We start from the raw sequence: 13,901 nt of genomic DNA on the forward strand, positions 1-13,901 counted from the left end.
ATGACGACTGCCAAGAAACAAGCCCCAAACCTTATAAAACCTAAGACTGCGAAGCCGTATGTGCTGACCGTGGCAGACAAGGCGACTATGGCTGTGAAGCCATCCATGAATGGCGCGGCAGTGATTCAAGCCTATCAGGGCAACGTCATGGGCAAGGACGCCGATATAAATGTATTGATTGACCGGCTACGTGACACCTTCACCGAGGTTAAGGGCGGCGACCTGCACACCCTGGAGGCCATGCTCATTAGCCAAGCGACGGCGCTGCAAACCATATTCACCAGTCTGGCACGCAGGGCGCAGGATCAGCAATACCAAAAGAACCTGGAGGCGTTTCTGGGGCTGGCCTTGAAAGCGCAGGCACAGAGCCGGGCGACCATATCGGCGCTGGTGGACTTGAAGTATCCCCGGCAAGCCACGTTTGTGAAGCAGGCCAACATTGCCAACGGGCCGCAACAGGTGAACAACGGCGGGGCTGTCGGAGGCAATCCTGACCATTACGCGCAGGCGCGCACGCACGCGGAAAATTCCGCACCCGAGCAAAACAAACTATTGGAAGTACGACATGGGCAACCCGGCAAAAGGATGGACACCAGAGCGGCGCAAGCGGCAGAGCGAAGCTATCAAGCGGTGGAAACCGTGGCAGCAGTCTACCGGGCCAAAAAGCCCAGAGGGTAAGGCGGCGGTATCGGGGAATGCCTGGGCCGGTGGCCACTGGCTGAAACTACGGCAGGCCATCAAAGCATTAAATCAGGCTATGCGGGAGCAGCGGGGCTGGCTAAAGTGACTCTTATTTTCAGGATTTAGCAAGAGATGAGTTTGTGAAAATTACCGATGTTTGAGGGGGCGGCTGTGACATAGTGTTACTTTGAAAGAATTTTCATGAAAACCAAGATAGCTCTCTTCTCACTCTTAGTACTCGCTAGTCTTGCGGGCTGTACCGCATTCGTCCCTGTACAAACATTGGACAAAACAGGCATCGATGCACTCTTGACGGCTACAAAGCTGCCGATCCTGTCTGATGCTGAAGCTACGGGTCGAACTGTTATCTCAGAGGTAGTCGGTTACTCATGCATGAACCAAGCCACCGAGCCCAGTGCAACCAGAGTCGGCGCTACCGATCAAGTGAAAATCCTAGCTGTGCAAAAGGGTGCGACCGCTGTATCTGGGCTAGTCTGCAGTGAGGGCGGCGTTTCCTTGGTCCGCAATTGCTGGCAATCGTGGGAATGCAAGGGTAAGGCGCTTAAGTGATAGGACATTTTTGGGTTGAGCGAGGCACCCCGATGCTTCGATTAGGCGTGAGTAACTATTTCACAAATAAGGATGAGTATGAAATGTAGAGGCGCTTTTCTGGCTATGTTTTTTATCGCTACCGGCGTCTATGCCCAGCCGGTAATAAAGGATGGATTCCCGTGCGTGTCCGAGCTTTGCGTGGGCGATGGGTTGCAGGAGTTGAGAGGGATTAAATGGAAGTCCGTAAAGGATCAGGGTAGAAATTTTTCGGCATCAGAATTGGATGACGTAAGGAAGTCGCTCAGGGGAAGCATTTCCGCGGCAGCCGCTACCGCTATAGCGAAAGGAGTGTTCGATGGTTCCACGCTCGACGCACTCAGCGGAATCACTGGTAGCTGCAAATCTGAAAGGGCTTATGTTCAAGGCTCGTTTACCTCTAACGCAGGGTCTCTCACAGATGTCACCTTGGTACTTCTTTCTGCTAATGGGACGCAACGGTGGACAGTGGCGCACATTCGTAGATTTATAGACGTGCCTAACGGCGAGGCAGCAAAAGAATTAAGTCGGCAACTTGAAGAGCGGTACGCGGGGTTTGACAGGCCTTCACAGCGCACGCCTAAAACTCGTGGATCCTTTCAAGTGAAATATGGAGGAGGTACTTATATCTCCTACGACCTGGATTACACGTCTGCAGAATTCAATAGTTTTGAAAAGAAAAATATTTCCCCAGCGTCTTGTCTGTCAGGTCTAAAGGCTGATTGATCGATTTCAGAGCACAGCAACTGCGGGCATGCAAAACACCAAGGTTCTACTAAGGTTTGCAGTCCTGCTGCTATTGGCACTCCAGGCCCAAGCCGATACCCTGCTGGGCAAGGTCATCAATGTGGCCGATGGCGACACCATCACAGTCCTGGACGACACCAACACCCAGCACAAGATTCGGCTGGCTGGCATTGATGCGCCTGAAAAGCGGCAAGCATTCGGCAATGTCTCCAAGCAGAGCCTGGCCGAGCAGGTAGCAGGGCAGTCTGTGGCGGTCGAGTGGGACAAGGTTGATCGGTACGGGCGCAAGGTCGGCAAGGTGCTGCTGGCCGGTCTGGATTGCAACCTGGTGCAGGTCAAGCGCGGTCTGGCATGGCACTACAAGGACTATCAGCGGGAGCAGTCCCCCACTGACCAACAGAGCTATGCAGCGGCTGAGGTCGAGGCCAGAGCGGCGAGGCTAGGACTCTGGCGTGATGTGGAACAGGTTCCGCCTTGGGAGTTTAGGAACAAGCGGTAGACAGTAAAAATTTAAAGGCCAACTTTGGCCTCATCCATGCACTTTTGCTTTTCCACAACCATATATGCGTCCATCTTCTCGGCTTGCTTATCAGGTAAGGAGCAATTTGGCCCAGAATTGCGGGGAGCAAATGGCAAAGCACCTTACGCCGCAAAGCATCGCGTATACGGAGGCGCGGGGGAGGGTCTGACCGAGGCTGAGTTAGCCGAGCCGAGCGCAAGCGCTGAGGCCAAGTTCCTGGCTACTGAAGTTCAGAAACTATTGAGGAAGACACCATGAAAGAAACTACTACTTTGACCAAGCCCAAACTGGTCAGTAAAACGTCGGAGGCGGAACTGGCGTTCGCTGAGGCTGGCGCGGTTCCTGTAACAACAGGCGCAAAGGCGGCGGCTGAGAAATGAGCATTCTTTGCGCCAGAGGGTTATCGGCGGCTGCCCATCAACCTACGGAAAGACCTGCACAAAAAGCTGCGGCTGGCAGCGGTCGAGCAGGATTGCACCGCCACCGACATCATCGAGCGGCTACTGGTCAAAGAGTTGGATAAATGAATCTTCCAATTGCAAAGGGGTGTACTTGCGGGGGAAGAAATCCTGCCTGCTTTAAATGCGGTGGATGGGGTTTTGTAAGCGATCGAGCCATCAAGCCAAGCAGTCCAAGCAGTCCAAGCAGTCCAAGCAGTCCAAGCAGTCCAAGCAGTCCAAGTTTTGGCGTAAAGGTGAAAAAAAAGTTGGAAATAACGAATGCGACATGCCCTATTTGCAACGTGAGTCTTTTTGCTAGAAATCTGAGCAGTCATTTGGCTAGAGTTCATAACGAAAGTGATTTCGACTGAACACCAGTCCTGAATCAAACGGATTTAGACCCTGAGATTGCTGGAATGGAACCACACATACCAGGCAGGCAGAACCAACCCATTTCTTGCGCGGAACGCCTGGAGGGGAGGCCACTGGCTGAAACTGCGGCAGGCCATCAAGGCACTGAATCAAGCTATGCGGGAGCAGCGGGGCTGGCTGGGGTAGGGATACACAGGGAAGGCGGTTAGTATCCGATTTGGAGGCTGTGCAATGACAAAGATAATCGGTGCTGCGGTTCTTGCCCTGATGGGTTCTGCGTGTTTCGCTCAAACGCCTGACGCGGTGGCTGCGTTAGCCCGGAAGCTAGAGGGCACCATTTATGTCATTCCGCACCGTGAGTCCGTAGACGGACAGATGACCGCTTGCGGGCTTGAGTTTTCCGCAATGAAGATGGACTTTAGTACCAAAGGTGGCGCACCAGTGAAGATCGTCGGGTCTTTCTACTTACGCAACTCCTCAAACGGCGGACTTTTTTACGCCTTGAAGATGGGGATTGCCGATCGCTTGGGTGCGAATCCCTTGGTGTCTGCCCCCGCCAATGCTTTCATTCGCGCGCCCCGTGGGCAGGCCCCAACTAAGGCAAGGCGGGCAGATGGAGAAAACCCGGGATATGCATTATTTGTGGGCGCAGTCGATGGTGACGTGGTTGCGGCGTATCAGGCGATCGCAGAGCACAACCAATTGGTTGTCGGTTTTAATCGCGTTCCAGGGCAGATGGATGTGACCGCCACATTGGATTTGACCGTAATTGATACAAAAATGGTGGACGGCAAGGTGGTCCGTGAAAAGAGCCAACAACCGGTGGAAGAGTTTCTGGATTGCAGTGGCTCGCTGCTTAAAACCGTCAAGAAATAGATCGGAGTCCGCTAAGACTGGCCGGGGGGTAGCGAAAGTCTGGCGCATCGACAGATCGGAAACCACTCCGTATCTCACGCAGAGAAAAAATTCCCCATTTGAAAACAATCAAATAATCAGCGAATGATTCGGGGGGTATCAAAGGCAAAGTGGGGGTACAGACGGGGGTGCGGATTGATAATGAAAATCGCGAGACCTAACATTCATGCGGGTTTCAAGCCATCATTCAATTGACCCCAGCTCCACCATCAATTTTGGTAAGTCCTTGATTTTGAAGGACTTTTCCAAAGAAGCGAGGCCAAAACAAGGGGTCGTCCTTTCAGGGGTGACACCCGGTACTACACCGGGAGCTTGTTATGGCCGCTTCGTATCTTGTTCAGACCCGCAACGGCGTGTACTGCGCACGCTTTGTTGTTCCTCTCGCGCACAGGGGATCCAGCAAATCCGCTGGCAGGGAAATCCGCGTTTCGACACTCACCAAAGACCCGCGCGATGCTGCTGCACGTGCGCGGCTTCTGCGCGTGCTCTATGACAGTTTGTTGCACAAAGGTGGGGTATTCTGCCGGGAGAGCATTTCAACCTACTTTCAATCCATCATGGCACAGTTCAAAGCACCGCCCCTAGGCACACCCAAGTTCGGCATCGAGTACGACTTTGCAACCGGCAAGGTGAAATTCGAGGATGTCAAGCCTGGGGAGGAGGCAACTGTGATGAGCATGCTGGAAGACATGCAACACCGCCTGCCTGTGCCCATCACTCAGATTGCGCTAGCGCCCCCGGCACCTCCCGTTGCGGCACCCGTAGCATCCGCCAGAACAGACGGATTGTCCGACGATGCCCGACTCCCCATTGCAACCATGGTTGAGGAGTATCTGGAAAGCCAGGAAGGGCGAGCACTCAGGGATGAAATTGGCCCAAAGAATGTGTCGCAGCGTGCCACCCGCCTGCGGTTGTTTTCCAACTACTTTGAAGGCAAGGTCATCGGCGACATCACTCCAAACGACATCAAAAACTACATGGATGACATCGCGTACTACCCGACCAGTCGGGATGTAATCGGCATAGCGCCGGGACGCAGCATCCGTGATGTCATCAAGTTGAGCAAGGCGAACAAGTTGCGCCGGGACGACGGCAAACCGTACGACACGCTGGCCGAGGCAACCGTTAAGGGATACATGCTGGCGTTGGCCAATTTCATCGGCTTTTGCGATCTCAAACTGGCGGTGTTGGACCGCACAGCCAGCCGTATGAAAACTATCGTGGACTCGGCGCCAAAGGGAGAACCCAACCCCAAAGAGCCGTTTACAGACGACGAGCTGACGAGCATCTTTTCGTGCCGATACCTTTGGCAGCCTGCCTACAACCTGCCGCATCAGTATTGGACGCCGGTTATCGGCCTTTTCACCGGGGCGAGGTTGAGCGAAATCTGCCAGCTCACCACGGGGGACATCAAAGAGTATGCGCCAGGGGCATGGCAAATCTCCTTCAACGATGATGAAGACGGTGAAGATGATGACGATGGCAGCAGCCGCCGCCGCAAGTCCAACAAGCGCTTGAAGAACAAGTCATCGCGCCGCGTCATGCCAGTGCATCCTCAACTGATTGAGTTGGGGCTTATCGACTACTGGAAGAAGCGCAAGAAGGATGGAAATGTCAACCTTATGGGCGTGAAGGCAGCAGAAAAAGACGGCTACGGGAAGGTGCCCGGAGATTTTTTCCGCAACAAGCTTCTGCGTGAGTACGTGGGCATCAACAGTGAGACCAAGGTCTTCCATAGTTTTCGCTACACATTTATCACCCGCTTGCGTCAGGCCATCATCGACCATGCGGGCAAGAGGGTGGATGAGAATATCGAGAATTATCCCGAGGGGCTGACGCTTCGCCAGATCGTGGGCCACTCCATCGCGTCTGGGTTCACTCGAAGCACTGGGAAGTCGGATGTGCATATCAATACTTACATGGGAGAGGTTTCGATGGAAGCCCGTGTGCGACTTTTGGCGAGATTGGACTTGTCGCATATCTCTATTCCGAAGTACCAAAACGTCAAGCCGGGGCAGCGTGTCAGGTACGAGCCCGACGTGAAGTCGGAGGCGGCAATTCAGGATTTCAGTATTAGTGGGGATGTCCTAGGCGCACTTTTGTAGCTTCCCAAACTTTCTTGTGTCCTACCGGGAGATCACCTGAGGTAGGTGGACGGTTAGCCTTCGCAACTTGGAAAAGCTGGACGCCTGTGCCAGGAATTGGATGCAGATGCCAAGCATAGGACTGGCGTCCTTGTGCGACCGCGTGGATCTATTGGCCAACGCGATCATCGCCGATGACAACGTCGGCTTTGCAGCGTTATCAGACATTGGGAGAGGTCGTCTAATTTGAGTCTCATTTCTTGAGACATGATTAAGGATCCACCTGTCTCGCCGGGTCTGCCAGAATATCAAGCATCTGCCCGTTTATAAAGCACTGCCCTTCATCGTTAGGCTTTCTGAAAAAATGAATATGGATGCACTCACCTTCACCGCAGAAGCCATAAAGGCATTGTCCTGGCCAACGGCGGTGGTACTCGTTGCGCTAATGGTTCGTAAACCAGTGATTGAGTTGCTTCCGTTTTTACGTCGGCTCAAGTACAAGGAAATCGAGTTAGAGTTCTCAAAGGAACTTGCGCAGCTCAAATCTGATGTCAAAGCAAGCGAACCGACGACAAATCAGGTGTCCGTGGCTCCTGCACCGAGCGCATCCAACAATCGGCTTCTCAATATTGCATCGATCTCAACAAGTGCGGCCATACTCGAGGCTTGGTCAGAACTCGAATCTGCCTCTGTGGCTGTAGCTAGTTCCTTCTGGACGCAAACACCAGGCGATGCAATAAAAAATTACTCGAGGCTTGGTGAATATTTGCTGCAATGCAAAGTGATAGATGAAAAACAGTTGGTTATCTTCAACAAATTGCGCGCACTTCGTAACAAGGCAGCACACGCAGCAGATCTAAACCTTAGCGAAGAAGCGGCACGTACTTACATTGAGCTTGCCACGTCGCTCATAGCTCACATACGCTCCGCATAACCTATGAAGAGCCCGAGTTGTCTCTGGGAGGGTTTGGATTGGAACAGTGGCCGTTTTCACTGAAATACGCAGTTGAAAGTCCCTTGACCTTGCAACATTGTGTCCACATCCCTTGAAAGGCATTGAACACGCTAACATCTAGCAACATTTTGGCAATGCACCACTATCATCGTGTGTCTATTTCAAGGGGTGAGATTGGCTTCAAATCACGAATATGCAGTTATCGGACATAGCCGCGCAATGGTTGGTCGCTTTCTGGGCATTGTTGCGGGACTGGCTAGCTCAGGTTTGGCTGTTCTCATAGCCACCGCAATAACTTATGCCGAGAGTTGGGGATTTCTCCAAGAACGCGCGTTTTGGACATTGCCACTTACGGCTGCGATTTTCTACACCCTAGGACATTTGGCGTTTGATAAGTGGGCTTGGCGCACATGGTTAGTCCACGTGTTTCTTGATATTCCTGACTTGCGCGGTAAATGGGAATGCATCGGTGAAACTCTTGATCCCAACACCGGTGCAGTTACGCACAACTGGACTTCGGAAGTCACGATTTCGCAAGGCTGGGAAAAGCTCAGGATCTACTCTCAGACGAGTACGTCGCGTTCAAACAGTGTTGCTGCTTCCATCGTCGTGGAGGAAGACGTCGGCTACATCCTCATGTACAGCTACCGCAACGAGCCGCGTCCCGGTGAGCCTGAGCTAAAGGCCCACCACGGCTATGCTGAATGGCAAATTGCTGCCGATGGCTCGTCCGCTGAAGCCACTTATTTCAACGGTGGCGGCCGCCCTACCGGCGGTCGCATGAAGCTAACGAGGAAGACGCGTGGCAACTGACTATTCAAATCGCATCAATAGAGTTAATGCTCGACGAAACAACACATCGACTACGCGGCTTAGCGAAGCCGCCTCGCTTGCACAAGACAGCTCGATCTTTGATTCTTTGACGAAGAGTTTCGGAAGCAAGACGAAGTCCAAAAGTTTTCAGTACGCATTGGTATCTATGCAGGAAGTCGATGCGCAATACACAGCCATCAGCTACCGCGAGGCCGAAAGAGTTGCAAAGCAAATTGATTCAGGGCTATCAAAGCTTGGGAAGATCGTGACAGTCGAACTCCAGGGATCACTACCATTGAATGTGCATCTCCGGCGGGTAAGCGATGTTGATATGCTGGTATGGCCATGGGGGTTTTACGTTTTTGACACCTATGGGGTGGCCGCTTCGGGTTATTCACTGAGTACGAGCAACGCTGCCACCGAAATAACGTCATTGCGCACTCAGTGCTGCTCAGTGATCCGAACCTCTTTTCACGCGGCTAAGGTTGATGATTCAGGAGCGAAGTGCATCACGGTTTCAGAAGGCTCACTTCTTCGGGAGATTGATGTCGTGCCCTCAGTTGTGTACAAAACGGCCACGTACCAAAGAACACAAAGTGACGTAGATAGAGGCGTTCAAATTTATGACAAAAAAACTCAATCGCTTCTCATCAATTACCCCTTCAAAGTAAGAGCCCTTATCAATGCAAAGGACGGTCGCACCGACGGCGGCGGCAAGAAAGCCATACGCTTGCTGAAGAACATGAAAGAGGACTCCGATATTTCTATTGCGCTGTCAAGCTTCAACATCATGTCACTTGTCTACGCGATGCCGGATTCCAGCCTTGCACATTTGATGTACTTCCAGGGAAAAATCGTATCCTCACTACAAGATTGGTTTTTTACTCTTGCAAATGACGAAGCGAAGTTAATGAATCTGGATGCGGTGGATGGAAGCCGGAAGATTGTGCAGTCGGCAGCGGATGTCCTGGCGGTAAAACAAATGGCAGATGAGCTGAATACTCTGGTGCTACGAATAGCACAGGAGCTACAGCCTGACATACAGACTAGCTTCTCTCTATGGCGATCCAAGGTTGAAAATGAACTGGTGATCTAAAAGGTTGGGCGAGTATTCGCACGAAGCTCAACAGGCAAGATCCGTAGAGGAAGGTAAAGGGGCGTGGATCAATCTTGGGTATAGCTGGACAGAGGCCATAAATCGCGTCGCGTGTCGATCAATACTTAACGTCTGCTTCCATGTAGTGGAGCTGGGCTCGCAAACTTCCGCTTTGGGTCGGAATAAGTCAGTCAGCGGCTAAACGCGAAGGGCCGTAACCAGTCTGAATCAGACATTTAGTTAACGCATGGGAATGTCGGCTTCTGGCCCGCTACCAGGTGCACGGATGTCATCCCGAGGAGTGGGCTTCACCGGATATAAGGTTCAGGTGTCTAACATGTCCCAGTCGTCGCCGAGTATCCACCGGATGGTCGATAGCTTCCCGTTAATCATGCCCCACTCAAAATCGTCGTGCGGTCCACACTTGGCCTTGCCGAGACGTTTGAAAGTGTCGACCGCAGCACGTCTGGCACCGTCCCACACCGAGTCAACGATGTGCGTACTATTGTTGCTGCCTGCATTGACCCACTCGTCCTGGGTAACGACTTTGACTTTCTTTTGTTTGACTGCCCAAGCGAGATTCTTGTGCCGGTTGTACCAAACCTGCTCAGTGAGCACGTCCATCGCATCAACAATCTCGCTTAGGCTGCGGGGTTCGAATTCGTATCCCAATGCCTTCATAAACTCTGGGTCTAAATAGATGTCATCGACCTTCCGGATGCAATCGGCCAACGTAATGAAGTACATAGATTTGATTTTGCTGAATCCTCCAGCCAAATCGAGGTGGGGTAGCTTCTGATTTCCACCTGCAAGGCTAAAGTCGTTCTTGTTGTGCGTGACGAACGCGAATCGCTCACGGGCCTTGCCTGACCTTACAGTCTCGAAGTATGTCTCGATGATCATGGCGTCGGCCATGCCGTTCTTGCCTTCGTGCTGGAACGGGGCTTTCCGATACAGGGCTCGGTCAGCGGCCTTGAGCTTTGCGGCGTCACTCGTTTTGAGCACGACGCCCTTGTTCAGCATGACTTCGATCTGATCCAACGCACCGTTGGCGGCTGCACCCACGATTGGGATTCGGTGGTCAAGGTCCGAAAGGTACGTCAGCACTTGCTCCTTCTGCACGCCGGCGGGCGCATTTCGGACAGCTTCTTTGACGAGGTTGAAGTGCGTGCTCAGGCTCTTGATACTTCGAGCGGCCACGCGGTTGCGGTTCGCTTTGAACTCCGTCAGCACGATCTGCGGGATGAGCAGCGTAATCTGCTTTTCCTTGACCAGTTCCGCAACTACATCGATGAGTGGTGTCTGCCGTTGGTTCTCGGCAAGGTCGAGCCACACACTTGTGTCAATCATCACATGGAACATGGTTACCTCTCCACATTCAGTGTAATCGGTCGCATTCCAGCGGTTTTGGCAGTCGCCTGCCTTGCAGCGGTTGCGGATTGTCGAACTTGGAGAACGAAGCTACCTGAGCACCAACGATTTGCTGCCGGTCTGTTTATGAGACTCGTCCACGCGCGCACGGTGATTCGAGGCTCATCGCGCTTGTGCGACGCCGACGACAACTGAATAATTAGTGCCGAAAGGCGCTGGCTGCTGCCGGAATTCAGGCAGCTGGCTATCACTTGCTGGAACGCCCACCCGTTTGCTAAGTTGGTTGCTCACATCAAGGAGCAACATGAAACCGTCGAAACCCGCCAAACCCTCACGCGCTGGGAGGTTCCTACAAGCCGCCCGCCTACACCAGCCAGATACGCCTTCCCGTTACGTGGTGGACTACATGGACCATGCCCCTGTCTGGCAAGGCCCAATCTTCGCGCAAGGCCTATTCCGCCCCACGCAGAACGGTGCGCCAGCCGTACCAATCGAAGTCCTCTTCGCCTCCAAGGTAGACGGTTCGTCTATGCGCTATCTGCTGGACAGCCCAGAAGCGCTGAACATCACGGACCAGGCGGTCTACTTTTACCTCTGCCAGCGCGTCGGGGCGGGAAAATGTGTCCCACTTTCTCATGAGCATGATAGTTTTGAGGCCTATCGCGAAACGCTAGGTGTCAAGGGCCCATGGGAAAAAAAAACGATGTCCGTAATCATCGCCACGCCTTCGGACATTGCTGCCGGCATCGGCCTGACTCGCACAGGCACCAACGCGAAAGCGATGTTGGCGTCTCTGAATCGTTTGTCTCAGGTCTCCATGCAGGTTCGAATGTGGGACAACAAGGGAACGACTGTGGTGCAAGGAGCTAGCCGGTTCCTAGGCTTTTTGTGCTACGACAATCAGGTGGGTATCGTGCTGCACTACGAGTCCACCCTTTTGGCCGGTCACCGAAAGAGTGTGGCATGGATCAACATGCGAGAGCATCGCGTCCTCAGGACGAAGCCCGCTAAGCGCCTGCATGCTTGGCTGAGTGGGTGGGCATCCGCAGGAAGCCGCAAGCTGGTCGGACTCGATAGCTTGCTGGTCAATGTTTGGGGAGAGAAGCCAGCGACCCCTGCCATCCGCAAGGACAGGAAGCGCACCCTTCGCCAAGCCATTGCGGAAGTGAGCCACCTAGAAGGCTGGACCTGCGTCTACACAGACAAAGGCGATCAGCTAATCGTGGCGAGACCCGCGTTTGAAGGCACCAAGGCCCAGCGAGGCAAGCAGCCCCCGAAGCACAGGAAAGAAACGGCACCAACCGCTGCAACCCCCACCAATCGCGCTGAAACGCCCACGCAGGTCGCTACAACGCCCACCAAAGTCGTTGCAACGCCCACCGCTGATCTGCTGGAACCCGCGTGCAGCGCGGATTCCAACGAACTTTTTTTTGCGCTCTAAGACTACCCAGGAAATACCAAAAATTTCCATGGTAGTGGGGCGAAGCCCCGTCGCCTGGGAAGGCGCCGAGCCATCGCCCCATTGCTGAGACGACTAATGCTGGATGCTGAAACGTTACGAGCCAAAAGAAGAACGTGATATCAAATCTGCATCAAAAAGATGCCAAATTACGTTCTGCCTTGCAGTTGTCAGCGATTAAGAAAGGACGGCTTTGGCAAATTCATGCAGCATGAAGTCCGGTAGATGGTCGACCGAATGAAAACCCCTGCGATTGTTCACGAACCTACCCATCGAGCGTGCTCGGAAGCATTTCACCTCTTGACATTCTGCACCCGGCCGCTTACACTTGCACTATGAGTTCTTCACTCTTCTCTGCCTTTAATCTTGCTGTCTCGCGGCCCACGTCCGCAGTCATACGTTCGCTTTAAGCGGGCGTATCACTTTCTCCTTCCCCACCCGGTATCGCTCGCTTCGTAGGTCTTGGCCATAGGTTTGGCCCAGGCCGGGGTTCACCCTTTCCGGAGCGAATCATGAAGCAGATTTCAAAGGCCGTATTTGGCCAAAAGCGTGCCATTTCGGCACAAAAAAACACCGTTGTCAAAGCTAAGTCCACCAGGGCGGCCAAGGGCATCCAGCCCGCACCAAAGCTCGCGCTGGACCCATGCTGCAAAGAGTTTCCTCCCATGGAGCACGATGACTTCAACTCTCTGAAAGAGAGCATTCTGCGCAATGGGCAACTGCAACCACTGCTGGTGTGGCAGGGACGTGTGCTCGATGGACGCCATCGCCTCAAAGCATGCGCCGATCTGGGCATCCAGCCCCATTTTGAGGAAGTGAAGTGCAGCTACGAGGAGGCCAGGTCGATGGCATTCGCAGCGAATATCAATCGGCGTAACTTGAGTGTGGGCCAAAGGGCTTTGCTCGCAGCTCGACTGGCCTCTCGAAAGCCCGGCCAAACCAAAGCTTCCAGGCAAATTCAACCCGTGCTGACCCAAGACGATGCCGCAAAGCTTTTTGCTGTCAGCCGTGACGCAGTGCAGCGTGGGTGCCGCCTGCTCGCTGGGGGAAGCAAAGCCACAGTGAACGCTGTGCACACCGGCTCGATGAGCTTGAACGAGGCCGTCGTGGCAATGGACACCCACAAAACTGGGTTGCGCGCCAAGACCACCGATGACGAGCGCAAGGCTCTGCGAGTAGCGGCTGCGGTGAAGGAGCGACTGGGTAAAGAAGCGCGGCATCTGAGACTCGTGAAACAAGCCGCTACTAGCGCGAAAAACGTGGCCCTTCCAACTGGCAGCCGCTACTCCATCATTTTGGCTGACCCACCCTGGAGCTATGGGATGGCGCAGGACCGCGCCGCGAGTCGCATGATCCCCCATGCCCACTACCCGGTGATGAGTGTTGACGCGATGCTCGCGGAGCTTGATGTCGAAGGCATCGCGGCAAAGGACGCGATGTTGTTCATGTGGTGCCCTGCACCTCTGCTGCCCAGTGGGCTCGAACTAATGGCTGGCTGGGGCTTCGAGTTTTTGACGAACTGGGTCTGGCACAAGCAGGGAGGAACGCTCAATTGTGGGGGCGGTACCGCCACCGTTAATCATGAACTACTTCTAGTCGGCTCCCGTGGCTCGGGTGTGCTCATCGCGGACAAGAAGGCCCGTGCTCCGTCCGTTTTCACGGCGCCCGTAACTGCGCACAGTGCCAAGCCTGTGGTCGTGCATGAGCGTTTGGAGACTTTGTACCCAGGCGTCAGTCGAATTGAGTTGTTCAGTCGGTCGGATCGGACGGGCTGGACAATGTTTGGCAACGAGGCTTCTGCTGCGAGTAAAAAAATTGCTTAGTTGCCAGCGCGACGGACGCCTTGTGCTGATGCAAGCA

At 53.7% G+C, this 13,901-nt stretch carries 12 protein-coding genes; 11 read left to right on the top strand and 1 reads right to left on the bottom strand.

Annotated elements, in window-relative coordinates; translation table 11 throughout:
- From IEX16_RS15085 to IEX16_RS15120, 9 genes are all read left to right on the top strand, one after another.
- The gene (locus IEX16_RS15085; RefSeq protein ID WP_188709311.1) at positions 1-678 is read left to right on the top strand and encodes a hypothetical protein; all 678 of its coding nucleotides are present in this window, start codon (positions 1-3) and stop codon (positions 676-678) included.
- Between the two features lie 678 nt (positions 679-1,356).
- Positions 1,357-1,995 carry a hypothetical protein gene (locus tag IEX16_RS15090; RefSeq protein WP_188709312.1) on the top strand — a complete coding sequence of 213 codons (639 nt, stop codon included), beginning with the start codon at positions 1,357-1,359 and terminating at the stop codon, positions 1,993-1,995.
- 28 nt (positions 1,996-2,023) lie between these two features.
- Complete coding sequence (locus IEX16_RS15095) at positions 2,024-2,515, top strand: thermonuclease family protein (protein ID WP_188709313.1); 492 nt, start codon at positions 2,024-2,026, stop codon at positions 2,513-2,515.
- A 275-nt stretch (positions 2,516-2,790) separates the two neighbouring features.
- The gene (locus tag IEX16_RS20255) at positions 2,791-2,916 is read left to right on the top strand and encodes a hypothetical protein (protein WP_268236616.1); all 126 of its coding nucleotides are present in this window, start codon (positions 2,791-2,793) and stop codon (positions 2,914-2,916) included.
- Positions 2,917-3,579: 663 nt separating this feature from the next.
- On the top strand, positions 3,580-4,224 hold the full coding sequence (locus tag IEX16_RS15100; protein ID WP_188709314.1) for a hypothetical protein: 645 nt from the start codon (positions 3,580-3,582) through the stop codon (positions 4,222-4,224).
- A 356-nt stretch (positions 4,225-4,580) separates the two neighbouring features.
- Entirely contained in the window at positions 4,581-6,368 is a 1,788-nt protein-coding gene (locus IEX16_RS15105) for a site-specific integrase (protein WP_188709315.1), read from the top strand.
- Between the two features lie 349 nt (positions 6,369-6,717).
- The gene (locus IEX16_RS15110; protein WP_188709316.1) at positions 6,718-7,281 is read left to right on the top strand and encodes a hypothetical protein; all 564 of its coding nucleotides are present in this window, start codon (positions 6,718-6,720) and stop codon (positions 7,279-7,281) included.
- Positions 7,282-7,476: 195 nt separating this feature from the next.
- Positions 7,477-8,115 (top strand): Cap15 family cyclic dinucleotide receptor domain-containing protein, encoded by a 639-nt coding sequence (locus IEX16_RS15115; protein WP_188709317.1) that lies wholly within the window; start codon positions 7,477-7,479, stop codon positions 8,113-8,115.
- Complete coding sequence (locus IEX16_RS15120; protein WP_188709318.1) at positions 8,105-9,211, top strand: nucleotidyltransferase-like protein; 1,107 nt, start codon at positions 8,105-8,107, stop codon at positions 9,209-9,211. The genes IEX16_RS15115 and IEX16_RS15120 overlap by 11 nt, the downstream gene beginning before the upstream one ends.
- Before the next feature lie 324 nt (positions 9,212-9,535).
- Here the strand turns inward: IEX16_RS15120 and IEX16_RS15125 are convergent, their stop codons facing one another.
- On the bottom strand, positions 9,536-10,573 hold the full coding sequence (locus IEX16_RS15125; protein WP_188709319.1) for a PIN domain-containing protein: 1,038 nt from the start codon (positions 10,571-10,573) through the stop codon (positions 9,536-9,538).
- Positions 10,574-10,988: 415 nt separating this feature from the next.
- On the opposite strand from IEX16_RS15125, the gene repC reads away from it, so the two are divergent.
- Together repC and IEX16_RS15135 are read left to right on the top strand one after the other, a co-directional pair.
- Positions 10,989-12,023, top strand: coding sequence for a replication protein C, IncQ-type (repC, locus tag IEX16_RS15130; RefSeq protein ID WP_188709320.1), 1,035 nt, complete (start codon positions 10,989-10,991; stop codon positions 12,021-12,023).
- Between the two features lie 530 nt (positions 12,024-12,553).
- Positions 12,554-13,864, top strand: a complete 1,311-nt coding sequence (locus IEX16_RS15135) for a Spo0J and IME4 domain-containing protein (protein WP_188709321.1) — start codon at positions 12,554-12,556, stop codon at positions 13,862-13,864.
- Positions 13,865-13,901: the final 37 nt, after the last annotated feature.

The sequence above is a fragment of the Polaromonas eurypsychrophila genome, assembly GCF_014641715.1.
Lineage (GTDB): Bacteria > Pseudomonadota > Gammaproteobacteria > Burkholderiales > Burkholderiaceae_C > Polaromonas > Polaromonas eurypsychrophila.

Excerpts from the sequence above, each read along its gene's own strand:
- IEX16_RS15125 (WP_188709319.1), bottom strand. The coding sequence starts at position 10,573 with ATGTTCCATGTGATGATTGACACAAGTGTGTGGCTCGACCTTGCCGAG.
- IEX16_RS20255 (WP_268236616.1), top strand. The coding sequence starts at position 2,791 with ATGAAAGAAACTACTACTTTGACCAAGCCCAAACTGGTCAGTAAAACG.
- repC (WP_188709320.1), top strand. The coding sequence starts at position 10,989 with ATGGACCATGCCCCTGTCTGGCAAGGCCCAATCTTCGCGCAAGGCCTA.
- IEX16_RS15105 (WP_188709315.1), top strand. The coding sequence starts at position 4,581 with ATGGCCGCTTCGTATCTTGTTCAGACCCGCAACGGCGTGTACTGCGCA.
- IEX16_RS15135 (WP_188709321.1), top strand. The coding sequence starts at position 12,554 with ATGAAGCAGATTTCAAAGGCCGTATTTGGCCAAAAGCGTGCCATTTCG.
- IEX16_RS15095 (WP_188709313.1), top strand. The coding sequence starts at position 2,024 with ATGCAAAACACCAAGGTTCTACTAAGGTTTGCAGTCCTGCTGCTATTG.
- IEX16_RS15085 (WP_188709311.1), top strand. The coding sequence starts at position 1 with ATGACGACTGCCAAGAAACAAGCCCCAAACCTTATAAAACCTAAGACT.
- IEX16_RS15100 (WP_188709314.1), top strand. The coding sequence starts at position 3,580 with ATGACAAAGATAATCGGTGCTGCGGTTCTTGCCCTGATGGGTTCTGCG.
- IEX16_RS15090 (WP_188709312.1), top strand. The coding sequence starts at position 1,357 with ATGTTTTTTATCGCTACCGGCGTCTATGCCCAGCCGGTAATAAAGGAT.
- IEX16_RS15110 (WP_188709316.1), top strand. The coding sequence starts at position 6,718 with ATGGATGCACTCACCTTCACCGCAGAAGCCATAAAGGCATTGTCCTGG.